The 20496-nt window shown below is 38.2% G+C and carries 15 protein-coding genes and 2 pseudogenes; all 17 read left to right on the forward strand.

Annotated elements, in window-relative coordinates; all coding sequences use genetic code 11:
* The first annotated feature begins 30 nt into the window (after positions 1 to 30).
* Complete coding sequence (locus CCC20_RS10050; RefSeq protein ID WP_013851684.1) at positions 31 to 1692, forward strand: ribonuclease J; 1662 nt, start codon at positions 31 to 33, stop codon at positions 1690 to 1692.
* A gap of 158 nt (positions 1693 to 1850) precedes the next feature.
* Positions 1851 to 2564, forward strand: coding sequence for a matrixin family metalloprotease (locus CCC20_RS10055; protein WP_003064304.1), 714 nt, complete (start codon positions 1851 to 1853; stop codon positions 2562 to 2564).
* Positions 2565 to 2655: 91 nt separating this feature from the next.
* Positions 2656 to 4575: an ABC transporter ATP-binding protein gene (locus tag CCC20_RS10060; protein ID WP_003064305.1), complete on the forward strand. Its 1920-nt coding sequence runs from the start codon at positions 2656 to 2658 to the stop codon at positions 4573 to 4575.
* Between the two features lie 231 nt (positions 4576 to 4806).
* On the forward strand, positions 4807 to 5253 hold the full coding sequence (locus CCC20_RS10065) for a MarR family winged helix-turn-helix transcriptional regulator (RefSeq protein ID WP_003064307.1): 447 nt from the start codon (positions 4807 to 4809) through the stop codon (positions 5251 to 5253).
* The gene (locus CCC20_RS10070) at positions 5246 to 6997 is read left to right on the forward strand and encodes an ABC transporter ATP-binding protein (RefSeq protein WP_117567381.1); all 1752 of its coding nucleotides are present in this window, start codon (positions 5246 to 5248) and stop codon (positions 6995 to 6997) included. The genes CCC20_RS10065 and CCC20_RS10070 overlap by 8 nt, the downstream gene beginning before the upstream one ends.
* Complete coding sequence (locus CCC20_RS10075) at positions 6997 to 8874, forward strand: ABC transporter ATP-binding protein (protein WP_003064312.1); 1878 nt, start codon at positions 6997 to 6999, stop codon at positions 8872 to 8874. Before CCC20_RS10070 ends, CCC20_RS10075 begins: the two co-directional genes overlap by 1 nt.
* 482 nt (positions 8875 to 9356) lie before the next feature.
* A complete protein-coding gene (locus CCC20_RS10080; RefSeq protein ID WP_003064317.1) occupies positions 9357 to 10187 on the forward strand; it encodes a MurR/RpiR family transcriptional regulator in 831 nt (276 codons plus the stop codon).
* Positions 10184 to 10891, forward strand: coding sequence for an N-acetylmannosamine-6-phosphate 2-epimerase (locus tag CCC20_RS10085; RefSeq protein ID WP_003064319.1), 708 nt, complete (start codon positions 10184 to 10186; stop codon positions 10889 to 10891). The genes CCC20_RS10080 and CCC20_RS10085 overlap by 4 nt, the downstream gene beginning before the upstream one ends.
* 16 nt (positions 10892 to 10907) lie before the next feature.
* Complete coding sequence (locus CCC20_RS10090; RefSeq protein WP_003064322.1) at positions 10908 to 12407, forward strand: PTS transporter subunit EIIC; 1500 nt, start codon at positions 10908 to 10910, stop codon at positions 12405 to 12407.
* A 418-nt stretch (positions 12408 to 12825) separates the two neighbouring features.
* Entirely contained in the window at positions 12826 to 13794 is a 969-nt protein-coding gene (locus CCC20_RS10095; protein ID WP_013851696.1) for a thiamine pyrophosphate-dependent dehydrogenase E1 component subunit alpha, read from the forward strand.
* 31 nt (positions 13795 to 13825) lie between these two features.
* A complete protein-coding gene (locus tag CCC20_RS10100; protein WP_003064327.1) occupies positions 13826 to 14830 on the forward strand; it encodes an alpha-ketoacid dehydrogenase subunit beta in 1005 nt (334 codons plus the stop codon).
* A gap of 14 nt (positions 14831 to 14844) precedes the next feature.
* Entirely contained in the window at positions 14845 to 16239 is a 1395-nt protein-coding gene (locus tag CCC20_RS10105) for a dihydrolipoamide acetyltransferase (RefSeq protein WP_013851697.1), read from the forward strand.
* Between the two features lie 145 nt (positions 16240 to 16384).
* Positions 16385 to 18130: a dihydrolipoyl dehydrogenase gene (gene lpdA, locus CCC20_RS10110; RefSeq protein WP_013851698.1), complete on the forward strand. Its 1746-nt coding sequence runs from the start codon at positions 16385 to 16387 to the stop codon at positions 18128 to 18130.
* Positions 18131 to 18484: 354 nt separating this feature from the next.
* A pseudogene (locus CCC20_RS10115) lies at positions 18485 to 18879 on the forward strand (iron chelate uptake ABC transporter family permease subunit); the annotation flags it as partial.
* A 368-nt stretch (positions 18880 to 19247) separates the two neighbouring features.
* Positions 19248 to 19946: an MBL fold metallo-hydrolase gene (locus tag CCC20_RS10120; RefSeq protein ID WP_167310042.1), complete on the forward strand. Its 699-nt coding sequence runs from the start codon at positions 19248 to 19250 to the stop codon at positions 19944 to 19946.
* A gap of 6 nt (positions 19947 to 19952) precedes the next feature.
* Positions 19953 to 20096 carry a phosphotransferase gene (locus tag CCC20_RS10125; RefSeq protein WP_167310043.1) on the forward strand — a complete coding sequence of 48 codons (144 nt, stop codon included), beginning with the start codon at positions 19953 to 19955 and terminating at the stop codon, positions 20094 to 20096.
* A 67-nt stretch (positions 20097 to 20163) separates the two neighbouring features.
* Positions 20164 to 20491, forward strand: a pseudogene (tnpA, locus tag CCC20_RS10130) (IS200/IS605 family transposase); the annotation flags it as partial.
* Between the last annotated feature and the right edge of the window lie 5 nt (positions 20492 to 20496).

Consider the following 20496-nt stretch of genomic DNA (forward strand, 5'->3'; position numbering starts at 1 on the left):
AAAAAATAAAAATGAGGAGAAAACATCGTAATGAGCGATATTAAAATTATTGCCCTTGGAGGGGTGCGCGAAAATGCGAAAAACCTCTATGTGGTAGAAGTTAATGACTCTATTTTCATTTTGGATGCTGGACTTAAATATCCTGAAAATGAACAATTGGGTGTGGATGAAGTTATTCCAAATATTGATTACCTAGTTGAAAATAAAAAACGTGTGCAAGGAATTTTCTTGACGCATGGGCATGCAGATGCTATTGGAGCTTTGCCTTATATTCTATCGGAATTTAAAGCGCCAGTATTCGGCTCACCGTTGACAATTGAGTTAGCGAAGCTTTTTGTTAAGAAAAATAACAACGTTAAAAAATTTAATAATTTCCATGTTATTGACGCAGAAACTGAAATTGAATTTGCAGATGCGACGATTTCATTCTTTAAAACAACTCACTCAGTTCCTGAAAGTTTGGGGATTGTTGTCGGTACAGATGAGGGAAATATTGTTTACACAGGCGACTTCAAATTTGACCAAGCTGCCCGTAAATATTACCGTACAGACTTGTCTCGTTTGACTGAAATTGGGCGTGAAGGCGTGTTAGCTCTGCTTTCTGATTCTGCTAATGCGACAAGTAATGTTTTGACAGCTAGCGAATCAGAAGTTGCAGCTGAAATGGATAGCATTATCGCAGATGCTGAAGGCCGCGTGATTATTGCAGCCGTAGCTTCTAACTTGATTCGTATTCAGCAGGTATTTGATTCAGCTGCAGACTACGGTCGTCGTGTGGTTTTAACTGGTTTTGACGCTGAAAATATTGTCCGCACAGCCATTCGTATGAAACGCTTGCGTTTGGTTGATGAAAAATTGATTGTCAAACCAAAAGACATGCACAAATTTGAAGATCACGAATTGATTATTCTTGAAACTGGTCGTATGGGTGAACCAATTAATGGTTTGCAAAAAATGGCACTTGGACGCCATCGTTATGTGCAAATCAAAGAAGGTGACCTTGTTTACATCGTTACAACGCCAAGTCTTTCAAAAGAAGCAGCTGTTGCGCGTGTCGAAAATTTGATTTACAAAGCTGGCGGTGTGGTTAAACTTATCACACAAACAATGAATGTTTCAGGCCATGCCAATGCGCGTGATTTGCAGTTGATGATTAACCTTCTTCACCCAAAATATTTGTTCCCAGTTCAAGGAGAATACCGTAACTTGGCAACGCATGCTGAGTTAGCGCAAGAAGTTGGTATGTATCCAGAAAATATTTACATCGTTAAACGTGGTGATGTCATGGTTCTTGATAAAGACGGCTTTAATCACGAGGGAAGTGTCCCAGCTGGTGATGTGATGATTGATGGAAATGCTATTGGTGACGTTGGTAATATTGTTCTTCGTGACCGCAAAGTCTTGTCAGAAGATGGTATCTTCATTGTTGCCTTGACTGTTAATAAACGTGAAAAGAAAATCGTTTCAAAAGCTAAAATTCACACACGTGGTTTTGTCTATGTCAAGAAAAGCCGTGATATTCTACGTGAATCAGCTGAATTGGTTAATCAAACTGTTGAAAATTACTTGGCACAAGATAGCTTTGACTGGGGAGAATTGAAAGGAGCTGTCCGCGATGAAGTGGCAAAATTCCTTTTTGACCAAACCAAACGTCGCCCTGCTATTTTACCAGTGGTTATGGAAGTGAGATAAGAAGATAAGGGAGGCAAAAGCCAAGTCTCCCTATTTGTTATTTTTGCTGTGCAGTTTTTTCTTGTTTTTTTAAGTTTTGATTGATATACTAAAAGCCCAAGATTTTGAAATATGGATTAATTTGCCTTAATCTAAAATTCTAGAAAGCGAGGATACGTATGAGAAAGTTATGTAGGATAATCTTTTTTATTCCCAAACTCATTATCAGTATTATCTGGAATTTTTTCTGGGCTATTTTTAGAACGATTGTAATTATTGGAATTATTTGTTTTGGTTTACTATATTATGCCAATAATAGTAGTTCTCAGTTAGCCAATACGATTTCAACCATTGCAAATAATGTAACAAGTTATCTTTCAGCAAATAGTGATGATATTGCTAATAGTCTAAAGGATTTGTCAACGGATGATTTCACTTATTATTCAGGAGCACGTTGGTCAAGCAATTCTGCAAATGTCTATATTGAAACGACCAATGAAACTTTGGTCAATGCTTATAAGGAAGCCATTAATACTTGGAATGCAACGGGAGTTTTTACATTTAATGTAGTTTCGGATGCATCATCAGCAGATATTATTGCGACTGAATATTCTGATGCTAGTTCAAAAGCAGCAGGATTTGCTGAGACAGAAACGAATGCTTTGACAAATCATATTACTCATGTTGATGTAAAATTGAATACTTACTATTTAACAGAAAATGATTATGGTTATACGCATAATCGTATTGTTTATACCGCGGAACATGAGTTGGGACATGCGATTGGGCTTGATCATGATGATAGTGAAGAATCAGTTATGCAATCCTCAGGCTCTTATTATGGCATTCAGGATGTTGATATTGAAAAAGTCCAATCACTTTATGCTTCTTAAATAAAAGTAAATCTAGAAAAAAACTGCTGATTTCAGCAGTTTTTTTCATATTCTCCTAGTTTAACGACTTGTGATTTGGTAAAATAGACATATGATTATTTTACAAGGGAATAAAATTGAACGCTCATTTTCGGGCGATGTACTTTTTGATAATATTAATATTCAAGTTGATGAGAAAGACCGCATTGCGCTAGTTGGGCGAAATGGTGCGGGAAAATCAACTTTGTTAAAAATTTTAGTGGGTGAAGAAACACCAACTTCTGGTGAAATTAATACCAAACGTGATTTAACCTTATCTTACTTGGCCCAAGATAGCCGTTTTGAGTCAAAGAATACGATTTTTGATGAAATGTTGCACGTTTTTGATGATGTGCGTGGCATGGAATCACGTTTGCGTAAAATGGAAATGCAAATGGCAGAGCTGATAGGTGATGCTTTTGATAAATTGATGTCAGATTATGACCGCATGTCAGAGGAATTTCGTGTCAAGGGTGGATTTACCTATGAGGCGGAAATCAAGGCGATTTTAAATGGTTTTAAATTTGATGAATCCATGTGGCAAATGAAGATTTCGGAATTGTCAGGTGGGCAAAATACACGCTTGGCGCTTGCCAAAATGTTGCTTGAAAAGCCTGAATTGCTAGTGCTAGACGAACCAACCAACCATTTGGATATCGAAACCATTGCTTGGCTTGAAAATTACTTGGTCAACTACCAAGGTGCTTTGATTATTGTCAGTCACGACCGATATTTCTTGGATAAGGTGGCAACGGTGACGCTTGATTTGACACCACATTCGCTTGACAGATATGTTGGTAATTATTCTAAATTCATGGATTTGAAGGCTGAAAAGTTAGCACTCGAAGCCAAAAATTATGAAAAACAAGCCAAAGAAATTGCTAAGTTAGAGGACTTTGTTCAACGTAATATTGTGCGTGCCTCAACGACAAAACGTGCCCAAGCTCGCCGCAAACAGTTGGAAAAAATGGAACGTTTGGACAAACCAACGGCAGGGCAAAAATCAGCTAACATGACTTTTCATGCGGATAAAGTGTCAGGAAATGTAGTCTTGACGGTGACAGATGCGGCAATTGGCTATGATGACCAAATCTTGTCAGAACCAATTAATATTGATGTCAAGAAATTTGATGCCATTGCCATTGTCGGACCAAATGGTATCGGAAAATCAACCTTAATTAAATCAATTGTGGGTCAAATTCCATTTATCAAGGGAACATCAACCTACGGTGCCAATGTTGAAGTGGGTTACTATGACCAAACGCAATCAAATTTGACGCGTACAAACACGGTTCTTGATGAGCTTTGGAATGACTTTTCAACGACACCAGAAGTGGAAATTCGTAACCGTTTGGGAGCTTTTCTCTTCTCTGGCGATGATGTCAAGAAATCAGTCAGCATGCTTTCTGGTGGTGAACGCGCCCGCTTACTTCTTGCAAAATTGTCCATGCAAAATGATAATTTCCTTATTCTAGATGAACCAACCAACCACTTGGATATCGATAGCAAGGAAGTTTTAGAAGATGCTTTGATTGATTTTGATGGAACACTTTTATTTGTCAGTCACGACCGTTATTTCATTAACCGTGTGGCAACAAAAGTGCTTGAAATCTCTGAAAAAGGCTCAACCCTTTATCTTGGTGATTATGATTATTACCTTGAGAAAAAAGCAGAGCTGGAAGAAATGGAACGTTTGAAAGCCGAAGAAGCACAGGAAAAAACAGTTGCCATTGTTGAAAAAGCGCCAGCTAATGATTATCAAGCGCAAAAAGCTAACCAAAAAGAACTTCGCAAACTCACACGCCGAATCGCTGAAATTGAAAATCAATTAGAAGAGATTGAAGCGTGTGAAGAAGCAATCAATCAAGCGATGTTAGCCACAAATGATGCCGTAGAACTTGTTGATTTGCAAAAAGAACTCGATGACTTGACTGAACAACAAGAAAACCTCATCCTAGAATGGGAAGAACTCAGCGAACAGGTTGAAGGATGATCTTTAATGATATGCAGCTGTCTGGGATTAGTTAGCATATCATTTTTTAGTTAAAAAAAATCAATAGCAAGCTATTGACTTTTTATGTTAAAGTTCTATAATAATTAGTGATAAATAATAAGAAAGTATCTAGCAAATCTTAAATTTAGCCGAATAAGCTTACTTGAAAAGGAAAAAGTTTATTTTTGGGTTAATTTTTAGAGGCTTGTTTTTTTGACTGTGGAGGTAATCATGAATCCTAAACATGCTCCTTATGGATGGTTAGTAAAACGGATAGCGCGTCGTTTGGAACAAAATATGAATAATTTTCTTAAACCGTATAATATTACGATTATGCAATCATGGGTTTTAATGTTTTTGAAACAAACAGAGAAGTGCTACACTTTCAAAGAACTAGAGAAACAATTTGAAGTTTCTCAGCCAACCATGGCCGGTATTTTAGCACGTTTGGATCAAAAAAATATGATTATAACCATTCAAGATGAAAAAGATAAGCGTATTAAAAAAGTTCAAATTTCTGATGATGGTAGAGCTTTGATTAATCGTTTAGGTGAGCACCTAGAGGATTCAGAAGTTGCAATCGTTGGGAACTTTACCAGAGATGAGCAAGAGACTTTTCATTTATTGCTTGAAAAAGCTTATTATAATGTTGTAGAAAGAGGTAACGAGAATGATTAAAACTTTACTCGCGCAAGTGAAGGAGTATAAAACGCCATCTTTATTAGCTCCTTTATGTGCCGCTTTGGAAGTTTTTTTCGATATGTCTATTCCCTTTGTGATTGCAAAATTGATTGACCAAGGGATTCAGGCAGGAAATCTTGCGGTAGCCATGAAATATGGTTTATTTATGTTACTTTTAGCTATTTGTGGTTTGACGACAGGTTTTCTAGCAGGGAAATTTGCGGCACAGGCTTCAGCTGGTTTTGCTGCTAATTTGCGTGAAGGAATGTATGACAATATTCAAACATTTGCTTTCTCAAATATTGATAAATACAGCACGGCTGGTCTTGTAACACGTATGACAACCGACGTGACAAATGTGCAAAATGCTTACCAAATGATTATTCGTGTGGTTGTCAGAGCACCGTTAACAATCATTTTCAGTATGTTTATGTGTTTTGTGGTTGATCGTCAATTAAGCTTGATTTTCCTACTTGCTGTTATTATTTTAGCGGCTTCATTGCTGTTCATCATACGTAAAGCAATGCCCGCTTTTAACTATGTTTTCCGTAAATACGATGACTTGAATGCCAGTGTCCAAGAAAATATTTCTGGTATTCGTGTGGTAAAAGCTTTTGTCCGTGAAGATTATGAGAATAAAAAATTCACCAAGGCTGCTGAAAATATCTACCGTTTATTTGTGAAAGCGGAAAAAATTGTTATTTTTAATAATCCAATCATGATGTTTATCATCTTCGCTTGTATGATTTGCTTGTCTTGGTTCGGAGCCCGCTTTATTGTAGCGGGTAGTTTAACGACAGGGGAGCTAACGTCACTTCTTTCTTATATCTTTGCCATGATGATGTCATTGATGATGTTGTCAATGATTATGGTTATGATTTCAATGAGTACAGCTAGTGCAGAACGTATTTCTGAGGTACTCAACGAAAAAGCTGACATTGTTAATCCTGAAAATCCATTGATGGAAGTTTCAGACGGAAGTATTGTTTTTGATCATGTGCATTTTTCTTATAAACATGGCGGTGGTGAAGAGGTGCTTTCTGATATAAACCTGAGTATTAAATCTGGTGAAATCATTGGAGTTATTGGTGGAACAGGTTCTGGTAAGACCTCATTTGCTAATTTGATTTCACGTCTTTATGATGTTGATTCTGGTTCAATTAAAGTTGGTGGACGTGATGTTCGCGAATACGATTTGGAAGTTCTTCGTGACCAAGTAGCGGTTGTTCTTCAGAAAAATGTCCTTTTCTCAGGTACTATTTTAGATAATCTTCGTTGGGGAAATGAAAATGCGACAGATGAAGAATGTATGGAAGCTTGCCGTCAAGCTTGCGCAGATGAATTTATCGAACGCTTCCCAGACAAATATAACACTTGGATTGAACAAGGTGGTAGTAACGTTTCTGGTGGGCAAAAACAACGTCTTTGTATTGCCCGCGCGTTGTTGAAAAAACCAAAAGTATTGATTTTGGATGACTCAACTAGTGCTGTTGATACTGCGACAGATGCGAATATCCGTCAATCATTTGCTGAAACCATTCCTGGGACAACTAAAATTATTATTGCCCAACGTATTTCTAGTGTGCAACACGCTGATAAAATTTTAGTTCTTGATGATGGTAAGATTTCGGGATTTGCCAGTCATGATGAACTATTACAAACAAATGCGATCTACCGTGAAATTAGCGATGTTCAACAGCAAGGTAGTGGTGATTTTGATGCGGAAGGAGGTAGCAATTAATGGCTCAAACCAAAAAAGAAATTAATAAACAAGATACGCTAAAACGTGTGTTGGCTTATGTTTTGAAAAACTATAAATGGCGCTTCTTGCTAGTATTGGTTTTGATTTTAGTAACAGCGCTTTGTATGGTACGCTTTAGTTTGTTCATGCAAACATTGATTGATAGTTATATTACACCTCTTTTAGCTGCTAAAAATCCAGATTTTTCAGGGTTAGCGCACGCTATTTTCCAATTAATCATCATTGGTATTATTGGTGTTCTAAGTTCTTACACTTATAATCGTTTGATGGTTTATGTTGGACAAGGAACAATGCGTCGTATTCGTATTGATTTGTTCACTCATATGGAACGCTTGCCAATCAAATACTTTGATACACATGCTCACGGTGATATCATGTCTATCTATACTAACGACGTTGATACACTTCGTCAGTTGATTAGCCAGAGTATTCCTCAGGTCATTAATTCGGTTTTTTCGATTGTGGTAACATTTACAAGTATGCTTCTTTTGAATGTTCCCTTGTCAATATTATCACTTTTTATGGTTGTGGTGTTATTATCAGTAGCGCGTAAAATTGCTTCGCAATCGTCTAAGCATTTCCATAATCAACAAAATGACCTTGGGCGTGTCAATGGGTTCATTGAGGAAATGATGGACGGTCAAAAAGTGGTTAAAGTTTTCAATCACGAAGAACGTGCTAAAGAAGATTTCCGAAAAATCAATCAACAGCTCCGCTATTCTGCTACAAATGCTAATATCTATGCTAATATTTTGATGCCAGTATCAGCTAATATTGGACATATTTCCTATGTGCTTTGTGCCATGCTTGGGGCAACCCTAGCTCTTCAAGGCTATGCTGGATTGACTTTGGGAACATTGGTTTCTTTCCTAGCGCTTAACCGTAGTTTTACAAACCCAATCACACAAATCAGTCAACAAATCAACGCAGTTATTATGGCGATGGCTGGTGCTGATCGTGTCTTTAATCTACTTGATGCTGAAGTGGAAACAGATGAAGGTTATGTTGAATTGGTAAATGCTACTGAGGACACTGCTGGAAATCTTCAAGAAGTTGAAGAAACAACTGGTATGTGGGCTTGGAAACATCCACACGAAGACGGCACCGTAACTTATCACAAGCAAGAAGGTCGTGTAACCTTCTCAGATGTAACCTTTGGTTATAGTGATGATAAAATGGTTTTACATGATATTAATTTGTTTGCGGAACCTGGTCAAAAAATTGCCTTTGTTGGCTCAACTGGTGCTGGTAAAACAACTATTACAAACTTGATTAACCGTTTTTACGATATTCAAGAAGGTAAGATTCATTACGACGGTATTAACATTCGTAAAATCAAAAAAGCTGACCTTCGTCGTAGCTTAGGGATTGTATTGCAAGATACACACCTTTTCACAGGAACAGTTATGGATAATATCCGTTACGGACGTTTGAATGCGACTGACGACGAATGTATTGCTGCGGCTAAGTTAGCTAATGCACATGATTTCATTAAACGTTTGCCAGAAGGTTACGATACCATTTTGACAGGTGACGGAAGTAATTTATCTCAAGGACAACGTCAATTGCTTGCGATTGCACGTGCAGCTGTGGCAAATCCACCTGCTTTGATTTTGGATGAAGCAACATCATCAATCGATACGCGTACCGAAGTTCACGTCCAAGAAGGTATGGATGCGTTGATGAAAGGTCGTACAACTTTTGTTATCGCTCACCGTTTGTCAACAGTTCGCAATGCGGATTGTATCATGGTTCTCGAGCAAGGACGTATCATCGAACGTGGTAACCACGACGAATTGATTGCGCAAAAAGGTCGTTATTACCAACTTTACACAGGTAACGCCATTAGTGAATAGCTGAATTAAATCATTGTTAAAATTTATTTTATCAATATGTGAAAATGTAAAAAAGAATAACCTCTTTTACTGGGTTATTCTTTTTTATATTTTTATTTATCAAGCTAAGTAGGAGGGAACATTATCATTTATAGTGTAGATATTTTATGTCAACCTTAATAAATATTTCGTTGATATTTTTAGAATTTTTTATTGACTACATAAGAAATTTTTCTATTCGTTTGCTTAAGGAATATCTTTTTCAAACATTCTATCAGTAAGTGGTTGCAATTGTTTATTTCACTATTTACTTGATAAGGAGCTATCTAGGTACTATTTTTTAGTTTAATTTTAATAACTATACAAGTGGTTATCATAATTTTTAAAACTAGTTTTAGAAAAAAGCATAAAAAAAGAGAAAAACAGAAAGTAGTTTCTGAATTTTTGAAACTATTGAAATTAAAAAGTGTAAGCGCTATACTTGATGGTGGGAGGTGTTTCTTATGGATAAAACATTAAAAAAAATAGAGCCTCTCATAGAATCATATTGGGATTCTATGACAGATACTGAACAAACAATTGCACATTTTTTTATCACTAATACCTCAGAAAAAGATGTGAGTTCTGGCGCAATTTGTCAACGTTTACATGTATCAAAAGCTAGTTTGACACGTTTTGCTAAAAAATGTGGTTTTAGTGGTTACAGAGAATTTATTTTTTCTTATCAGGAATCTAAATTACATTTAAAAGGAGAGTCAAGCACCTTAAAAAATAATGTAACTAAGAGGGTTATGGCAGACTATGAGCAATTGCTAGAAAAGACCTATTCAGTGATTGATGAACAGCAACTCACACGGATTACACGCTTGATTGAAGAAGCTAACCGTATATATCTTTATGGTAAGGGGAGCTCGGCTCAAGCTTTGAAAGAGATGAAGACACGTTTTATGAGGTTGGGCTTTGATTTTGATATTGTAACAGATAATGATGAACTGATATGGTCTAGTATGTTAGTGGGACCAGATTGTTTGGTTATTGCAGCGTCTCTGTCAGGAAAAACCAAATCTGTGATAAATGCTCTAATGACTGCTAAGGAAAGGGGGGCTAAGACGGTTTTAATGACAACCCAAATTGTTACTCAAAGAGATGATTCTTGGGATGAATTAGTTTTATTGGCTTCACGAGATAACTTATCTTATGGGAATCGTATTTCACCACAATTTCCTATTTTATTGTTGATTGACTGCTTATTTGCTTACCAATTAGCAGTTAATCAAGATGAAAAACAAAAACGTTACCACAAAACGATTATTTCTTATAAGGAGGAATTATGACAAAAAAAGAGTACTTTTTACAACAACTTAAGGGGGGAGTAGTTATTTCCTGCCAAGCTTTACCAGGTGAGCCTATGTATTCGGAAAAAGGAGGAGTTATGCCGCTTTTTGCTAAGGCAGCTGCACAAGCAGGTGCTGTTGGGATTAGAGCTAATGGAATTCGTGATATTACAGAGATTAAAGAAGCGGTAGATTTACCGATTATCGGTATTATTAAAAAAAATTATGAGAATGCTGATGTTTTTATTACGCCGACTATGGATGAAATTGATGCATTAGTAGAGACAAAGGTTGACATTATTGCTTTGGATGCAACGACATCTAGTCGACCTAATGGTCAGACTTTAGAAGAATTCGTGATTCAAATTAGACAGTCTTACCCAGAACAATTATTAATGGCTGACTGTTCAACCATGGATGAAATGATAGTTGCAGATAAATTAGGTTTTGATTTTATTGGAACTACCTTAGTTGGTTATACTAAACAAAGTCAAGATTTAGCAATTGAATCTAATGATTTTGAAATTATTAGGAAAGCTGTTGGAGTTTTGGAGACACCAGTGATTGCTGAAGGAAATATTAATACACCAAGTAAGGTTAGACGTGTTTTACAACTAGGTGTTCATACAGTAGTTGTCGGCTCTGCTATCACACGACCATTGGTGATTGCAAAACCATTTATTGAGGCAACGAATATAGATTAAATTGAAGGGAGATTTTATGTTTAAGAAATTTTCACGTTTAGGTCAAGCGTTTATGTTGCCTATTTCTATTTTACCTGTAGCAGGTTTATTGTTAGGAATTGGTGGTGCTCTATCTAATCCTAATGCTATTGCTCAATTTCCACTTTTAGGTCAAGAATGGTTGCAGACTATATTTGCTGTAATGAGTGGAGCAGGTGGTGCTGTTTTTAATAACATTGCTTTAATTTTTAGTATTGGCGTGGCTGTTGGTCTTGCGGATTCTGATAAAGGGACAGCAGGCTTATCAGGTGGAGTAGCTTATCTGGTCTATACAGCAACTATCAGTAGTTTATTACAACTCTTTTCCGCAGAAGGTGCTACTATTGATACAGGCGTTTTAGGTGCGCTAGTTATTGGTTATGTAGTCTCTATTCTTCATAATAAATATCGCCGGATTGAATTACCAGCTTATCTAGGTTTCTTTGGTGGTTCACGTTTTATTCCCATTGTCTCTTCTTTAGTTGCTATTGTGATTGGTAGTATTTTCTATGTTATTTGGCCACCTGTTCAAAATCTTCTCGTTTCATTGGGAGAAGCTATTGCTACAATGGGAAGTTTTGGTTCTTTCTTATATGGTTTCTTTCTGAGATTAACGGGTGCTGTTGGTTTACACCATACCATTTATCCTATGTTTTGGTATACTTCTTTGGGCGGTGTTGAAGAGGTTGCTGGTAAGACGATTCAAGGTGCACAAAATATTTTCTTTGCTCAGTTGGCAGATCCGAATCATACCGGTCTCTTTACTTATGGTACACGCTTCTTTGCGGGACGTTTTGCGACTATGATGTTTGGTCTTCCAGCAGCTTGTTTGGCGATGTATCATTCAATTCCAAAAGCTAATCGTAAAGCTAATGGCTCCTTTTACTTTAGTAGCGGTTTAACGTCATTCTTAACCGGTATTACAGAACCTATTGAATTTTCTTTCTTATTTGTAGCCCCATGGCTTTATGTTGTACATGCTTTCTTAGATGGTCTGTCTTTCTTTGTTGCTGATTTGTTATCTATTCGTATTGGTAACTCCTTTTCAGGAGGTATCATCGACTTCTTACTTTTTGGTGTTCTACAAGGAAATGACAAAACGAATTGGCTCTTAGTGTTACCAGTGGGATTAGTTTGGGCAGGAATTTACTATGTAGTCTTTCGTTTCCTGATCAGTAGATTTAAAGTTGCTATTCCAGGAATGGTTATGAGTGAGGAGACTTCTGTGCAGGCATCTAAAGAAAATTCTTCTTTGACAGAAATTTCTATAAGTATCATAGAGGCGCTTGGTGGCGAAGCTAATATTGAACATGTCACGGCTTGTGCAACACGTTTACGGGTGTCTTTATCAGATAGTCATAAAGTTGATAAGGAAAGTTTAAAATTAACCGGAGCTACAGCGATTTTAGATGTAGATAATGGTATCCAAGCGGTTTATGGTGGAAAAGCTATCCTTTATAGCCAAGAGATTAATGAAATTTTAGGAAAAGAGGTATAATGATTAAAAGCTTTGATTAATTTCAAGGCTTTTTTAGTGTACGACGGGCATGGTGTATATATGGAGTGAAAGTCCTCTATAGTGACCCGCTGCCGGTGAACATAATAGTGACTCCCAACCTTGATGATTGTGAGGTATCGGGGAGGGATGTGAATTAACCTGATTGAGCTGAAAGTTATAACGTATGCATGATGTTAGGCTTACTAATCTAAGGTATCTCATAGACAACGAAACAAGAAAATCATTCGATTTAAACAGTCAAGAAAAAATCATTACGTTTGATCTTTAAAGATATACTAAATTTCTCTTTTTACGCCACTTTTTAAAAACGTTTTCAAACTTTCGGTTCAATAATTTGTGATTTGGGAAATAATATCATATGATAAATGGACTAAGAAAAAGATATTTGGAGGGCAATATGATGAATTTGTCTCAAGAACAATATATAGATATGTATCTCAAAATGCAGCGTATTCGTGAGTTTGATATGCGCATTAATAAGTTAGTCCGACGTGGTTTTGTCCAAGGCATGACACACTTTTCAGTTGGGGAAGAAGCGGCCAGTGTTGGAGCAATAGCACATTTGACTTATGATGATATTATTTTTTCAAATCACCGTGGGCATGGGCAATGTATTGCTAAAGACATGGATTTGAACAAAATGATGGCTGAACTCGCTGGCAAGGTGACTGGTGTGTCAAAAGGTCGTGGTGGTTCCATGCATTTGGCAGATTTTGAAAAAGGCAATTATGGTACAAATGGTATTGTTGGCGGTGGTTATGCGCTTGCTGTTGGTGCAGCGTTGACACAAGACTATAAAAAAACGGACAACATTGTTGTTGCCTTTTCTGGTGACGGTGCGACAAATGAGGGTTCTTTTCATGAATCAGTAAACTTAGCAGCTACTTGGGGATTACCTGTTATTTTCTTTATTATCAATAATCGCTATGGTATCTCTATGGATATTACGAGAGCGACCAATACACCGCATCTCTACACACGTGCTGAAGCTTATGGCATTCCTGGTTTTTACTGCGAAGATGGCAATGATGTCCTAGCGGTTTATGAGACAATGGGGAAAGCGGTTGACCACGTGCGTTCTGGAAATGGTCCAGCCATTGTTGAGGTAGAATCTTACCGTTGGTTTGGGCATTCGACAGCTGACGCAGGTAAATACCGTAGTAAAGAGGAAGTTGATGACTGGAAGAAAAAAGACCCACTTGTCAAATTCCGTACGTATTTGACTGAAAATCATTTGGCAAGCCATGACGAATTGGATGCTATTGATGCACAAGTGGTTAAAGAAATTGATGATGCTTACGCATTTGCTCAAAATAGCCCTGAACCAGATTTGTCAGTAGCATTTGAAGATGTCTGGGTAGATTAGGCAGCTTTTTAATCATAAGAGGAGAAAGACAATGACTGAAACAAAACAAATGGCATTACGTGAAGCTGTCAATCTTGCGATGACAGAAGAAATGCGAAAAGATGATACGATTTTTCTCATGGGAGAAGATGTTGGTATTTACGGTGGCGACTTTGGAACGTCTGTTGGTATGTTTGAGGAGTTTGGACCTGAACGTATCAAGGATACACCGATTTCAGAAGCGGCTATTGCAGGAAGTGCCATTGGCGCTGCGATAACTGGGCTTCGTCCGATTGTTGATGTGACCTTTATGGATTTTATCACCATTGCCCTTGATGCCATTGTTAATAACGGCGCTAAAAATAATTATATGTTTGGTGGTGGTTTGAAAACGCCAGTAACCTTTCGTGTAGCCTCTGGTTCTGGTATCGGTTCAGCAGCGCAACATTCGCAGTCTCTGGAAGCTTGGTTAACCCATATTCCTGGTATTAAGGTTGTTGCTCCAGGGAATGCTAATGACGCCAAAGGGCTTTTAAAATCAGCCATTCGTGATAATAATATTGTTATTTTCATGGAGCCAAAGGCGCTTTATGGCAAGAAAGAGGAAGTGAACTTGGATTCTGATTTTTATTTGCCGCTTGGAAAAGGTGATATTAAGCGTGAGGGAACTGATTTGACCATTGTTTCTTATGGTCGTATGTTGGAGCGTGTTCTTCAAGCAGCAGATGAAGTAGCAGCTGACGGCATTAGCGTTGAAGTGGTTGACCCACGGACACTTATTCCACTTGATAAGGAGTTGATTATCAATTCGGTGAAAAAGACTGGGAAGCTCATGTTGGTTAATGACGCTTACAAGACAGGTGGTTTTATTGGGGAAATAGCTGCGCTAGTTACGGAAAGTGAAGCTTTTGATTATCTTGATTATCCGATTGTACGTTTGGCAAGCGAAGATGTGCCAGTACCATACGCACGTGTTTTAGAACAGGGCATTTTGCCAGACGTTGCTAAGATTAAAGCAGCCATTTATAAAATGGCACGCAATGGTCGTGATGCCTAAGGGAGGTGTTTTCTGTGGCAAATGAAATTATTATGCCAAAGCTTGGTGTGGACATGCAAGAAGGGGAAATTCTTGAATGGAAAAAAGCTGAAGGTGATGAGGTCAATGAGGGTGATATTCTGCTTGAAATCATGTCTGATAAGACCAATATGGAAATTGAAGCTGAAGATTCTGGCGTGCTGTTAAAAATTGTTCATCCGGCAGGTGATGTCGTAGCTGTTACCGAAATTATCGGCTATATCGGAGCAGAGGGTGAAACTCTTGTTGATTCTGTGGGTGAGAAACACGTTGAACAGTCAGCATCAGCTCAGGAAGCGAAAGTTCAACCGTTGCAAGCAAGCACAGCGCCAGCGATTTCCCAAAAGACGTCTGAGACTGGAAAAGTCCGTGCTACGCCTGCTGCTAGAAAGTTGGCACGTGAGCGTGGTATTGACCTTGAAAAAATCACTGGCAGCGGTGAAAATGGGCGGATTCACAAGGAAAATGTGGAACAATTTAGTAAGATTCGTGTGACGCCACTGGCTCGTAGGATTGCAAAGGACAAAGGTGTTGACCTTGAGACACTGGTGGGAACGGGTGTTTCTGGTAAGATTACCAAGGAAGATGTTTTAGCAAGTCTAGGTGATGTTGCGCCGCAAAAAGAACAAGCAGATGTAAAAGTGACACCGCAAGCAGGAGCTTTGGCTGATGTTACGGCTGCAAGTGACGGAGTTGAAGTCATTAAGATGTCTGCTATGCGTAAGGCAATTTCAAAGGGAATGAGCCATTCTTACTTTACAGCACCGACCTTTACGCTTAATTATGATATTGATATGACGAATCTGATTGCCTTGCGTAAGCAACTCATTGAGCCAATTATGGCAAAGACTGGTTACAAGGTGACCTTTACGGACTTAATTGGGCTTGCTGTGATTAAGACCTTGATGAAGGAGGAACACCGTTTCCTTAATGCTTCTCTGATTAACGATGCTCAAGACATCGAACTACATCATTTTGTCAATCTTGCAATCGCTGTTGGGCTTTCTGAAGGTTTAGTGGTTCCTGTGGTTCATGGTGCAGACCAGATGAGTTTGTCAGACTTTGTGGTAGCATCAAAAGATGTGATTCAAAAAGCACAAGCTGGTAAATTGAAAGCAGCTGAAATGTCTGGCTCAACTTTCACCATAACGAACCTTGGGATGTTTGGAGTGAAGTCGTTTAATCCGATTATTAATCAACCAAATTCGGCAATTCTTGGGATTTCAGCAACTATTGAAACACCCGTCGTTCATGACGGTGAAGTGGTTATTCGCCCAATTATGGGAATGAGTTTGACCATTGATCACCGATTGGTTGACGGAATGAATGGTGCAAAATTCATGCTAGATTTAAAAGCGCTTCTTGAAAATCCGCTAGAATTGCTAATCTAAAGTAAAAAACGTGGGCGGTGACATAGGTGACTCGGTCATCTTGAAAGCCTAATGTTGACAAATAAATGATATAGTCAGTTGCTTGGGTGAGAGCCGCCCAAAGCTGACTGAGAAACAAAAGAATTTTCTGAAGGGAAAACGTAAAATGGCAGTAGAAATTATCATGCCCAAGCTTGGTGTTGACATGCAAGAGGGCGAAATTATTGAATGGAAAAAAGCAGAAGGTGAGCTTGTCCAAGAGGGCGATATTCTGCTTGAAATCATGTCTGATAAGACGAATATGGAAATTGAAGCCGAAGATTCTGGCATGCTTTTGAAAATTGTTCACGAGGCTGGTGATGTTGTTCCTGTGACAGAAATCATTGGCTACCTTGGTGCTGAAGGTGAAGTTATTGACGAAGTTGCGCAAGTAACACCAGAACAAGCAGCGGCAGACTTAACCGCAGCAGGCTTGGAAGTGCCAAAGGCGGTGACGGCTGATGTGACTTCTGAACAAAAAGCTCCACTTGCAGCTGATGAGTATGACATGATTGTGGTTGGTGGTGGTCCTGCTGGCTATTATGCTGCCATTCGTGGTGCGCAGCTCGGTGGCAAAATTGCTATCGTTGAAAAATCAGAATTTGGTGGTACGTGTCTAAATGTTGGCTGTATCCCAACTAAAACTTATCTCAAAAATGCCGAAATCCTTGATGGACTAAAAATTGCTGCTGGTCGTGGTATTAATCTGGCTTCAACTAATTACAGTATTGACATGGATAAAACCGTTGAGTTTAAAAATTCCGTTGTCAAAACATTAACAGGTGGCGTTCGTGGTCTCTTGAAAGCTAATAAAGTAACCATTTTTGACGGACTGGCTCAAGTCAATCCAGACAAGACGGTAACGATTGGGTCAGAAACGATTAAGGGACATAGTATCATTTTAGCAACTGGTTCAAAAGTATCACGCATTAATATTCCAGGTATTGATTCACCGCTTGTTTTGACTTCTGATGATATCCTTAATCTACGTGAAGTACCGAAATCACTAGTTGTCATGGGTGGCGGTGTTGTTGGAATTGAGCTTGGACTGGTTTGGGCATCTTACGGCGTTGATGTGACCGTTATTGAAATGGCAGACCGCATTATTCCAGCTATGGACAAGGAAATTTCGCAGGAATTGCAAAAAATTCTGACGAAAAAAGGTATGACCATTAAAACCAATGTCGGAGTAGCCGAAATTGTTGAGAAAAATAGCCAGCTTGAGTTGACGCTAACCAATGGTGAGACAATCCAAGCAGATAAAGCGCTTCTATCAATTGGACGTGTTCCCCAAATGCAAGGTCTTGAAAATCTCAATCTTGATATGGAAGGTAATCGTATCAAAGTCAATGCTTACCAAGAAACGTCAATCTCTGGTATTTATGCCCCTGGTGATGTCAATGGTCAAAAAATGCTAGCGCACGCTGCTTATCGTATGGGAGAAGTGGCTGCTGAAAATGCTCTCCGTGGCAATCATCGCAAAGCCAATCTCACCTACACACCAGCAGCGGTTTACACTCACCCAGAAGTTGCCATGGTTGGAATGACAGAAGAGGCCGCGCGTGAGCAATACGGCGATATTTTGATTGGAAAATCAAGCTTCACAGGCAATGGGCGAGCTCTTGCGTCTAATGAAGCTCAAGGATTTGTCAAAGTCATCGCTGATAGCAAGTATCATGAAATCCTTGGAGTGCATATCATTGGCCCCGCAGCAGCAGAGCTCATCAATGAAGCGGCAACCATTATGGAAAATGAATTGACCGTTGATGACGTTGCCCAAGCGATTCATGGACACCCAACCTTCTCTGAAAATATGTACGAAGCTTTCCTAGATACCATTGGTGAAGCTATCCATAACCCACCGAAGAAATAAATCAAAAGTATGCTCTAAACATAGTTTTAGAGCATACTTTTATGGATGAAACAACATGCTTTATTTTCAGAATATTCTGCAATATTAATTGACGCTTACATGACAATTTACTAAAGTAATAAGGGACAAGGTATGAAAATAAATTGTTCAATTTTTTAGGAAGGAAGCTTATGAGAGCTATACGCTGGTTGCTTCCCCTCAGTCTTGTCTTAATGTTCTTATCACTAAGTATTGGGGTAAGTTCACAATTTTCCTAGCTTAAATTGTTTCAAGGGGAAGAGGTAGTCTATCCGGTCTTTTTTGAATCACACCTACCTAGAACCTTGGCAATTGTTTTGGCAGCGGGTGCCTTTTAAGGAAAAATGGATGTTGCCACTCATTGGTCTCATTTATGGTGGCATGATTGGAGCAGTAGCAGAAATGATTGCTTCCCGCTTTAACTTGGTACAATCAATGACCTCGTGGACACAGGGTTCTTTTGCTATGATTCAGACCAATCAATACGAATGGTTATTTCTTAATCTGATCTTAGCGTGATTATTCCTAATATCGTCCGTCATTTTGTTGGGAATCATTTAAAAAAAAGTAGGCGACTTGTTTTTTGGAGTGGGGTATGTTTGGTCTTGGCGTGTGATATTTTAGCTCGTCTCATTATCCGTCCTTATGAACTATCGGTTTCAGTAATATTGGGCGTTTTAGGCTCTGCGATTTTCATTTGGATGTTATGGCGAGGTGACGTCTATGACTAAGAAAAATCCCTCATCAAAACGCATTATAGCTGTTCTATTTGTGCTCGCCGTTGTTTGTTTTTGGGCTTATTTACTTCCCATTGGAGGGCGTTGCTGCCTTTTGTTATAAAGCTTCGCTTGAAAAAATTGTGTGCTTATTATCTTGTGGTAGTAAGTGTTAGTTTAGCAATGATTAGTGCTTATTCTTGCTAAATATAAAATCCAAGTAAGGTTAACACTGAGGAAATGAAAAAGTTGATTGATCAAACTCTTGAATCTATCGTAGAACTTTGAACACATTTGTCATTTGTGTAGTGTGACTGAAACAGTCTTTGTTTTATAATAAAACCAATAAAAGTTAGTTACCTAACAAGGGAGGAAATATTCTTATGAGAAAAATTAAAATTCATGTTTTTCATACTGGTGAAGTTTGTGTCGCCCCCAAATTGCCTTTTGGTGGAGATGATTGTAGTGTGGTTGAAGCATCAGGTATCTTTGGCAAAAAAGAAGATCGTATTTGGCTTCCTGTTTCTTCATATCTAATTGAACACCCAAAAGGAACGTTTCTTGTCGATACTGGTTGGTCACGAGATATGAGCCCGAATGGTATTTTTGATAAAAAGTCGCAAATAAAATCATTAAATAGTAGGTTACTTTACAAAATTAATCAAGGAAAAGTTGGTTTGGGACAATGTATTGATGAACAACTATTAAAGCTAGGAATCAAAGATTCAGACCTTGATGCGGTGCTTTTGACACATCTTGATTGTGACCACGCTAATGGTTTAAAGCAAGTAAGCAACGCTAAAAAATTTCTGGTATCAGCTGACGAATTGGCGTTTGCTCAAAAATTAACGAATAGAGTCCGTTATCGAAAAACTTGGTGGGAAGGCGTTAATCTTACTGCCTTTGATTGGAATGACACTCAAGGAGCATTTTCAAAATCTTATGACTTGCTAGGTGATGGTTCGATTGAATTAATTAGTATCCCAGGGCATGCAGATGGCTTATTTGCTGTAAAAGTTAAAAATGACGAAGGCAAATTTGTCCTATTATTTTCAGATGGCGGTTATGCGACAAAAAGTTGAGAACAAATGATTACATCAGGTATTGCTGCCGACAGAGCAAAGCAACGCCAATCATTAGCTTGGATTAGAGAACAAAGTTTAGACCCTAACTGTATTGAATCTTTGGCAAATCATGATTCAGATATTCAACCCCATGTTATTGAATTTTAAGAAATAAGGAATCCCCCAATTATAGAAAAGTTAATGGAACACCCCTAATACTAACAGCGAGTTGCTTGTGAATCAGGATAATGATAGTTTCGTACACACAACATGGAATTGTAAGTATCATATTGTTTTCGCCTCAAAACGTTCAAAAGGTTTATCGTAACGCCCACCTGAAGCAAAAGTGTGTAAAGATTATATTCATATGTTGGTGAGTATTCCACCAAAACGGAGTGTTTCATCATTTATGGGCTATTTAAAAGGAGGAAAAAAGTAGTTCAATGATTTTTGATAGAGATGCCAATCTGAAATATAGGTATGGGAATAGAAAATTTTGGTGTCGCGGTTATTATGTGGATACAGTTGGCTACAATCAGAAGAAAATAGAAACCTATATTCGTTAATA

The organism is Streptococcus sp. LMAG:39, from assembly GCF_008680485.1.
In the GTDB taxonomy this organism is placed as follows: Bacteria; Bacillota; Bacilli; order Lactobacillales; family Streptococcaceae; genus Streptococcus; species Streptococcus pasteurianus.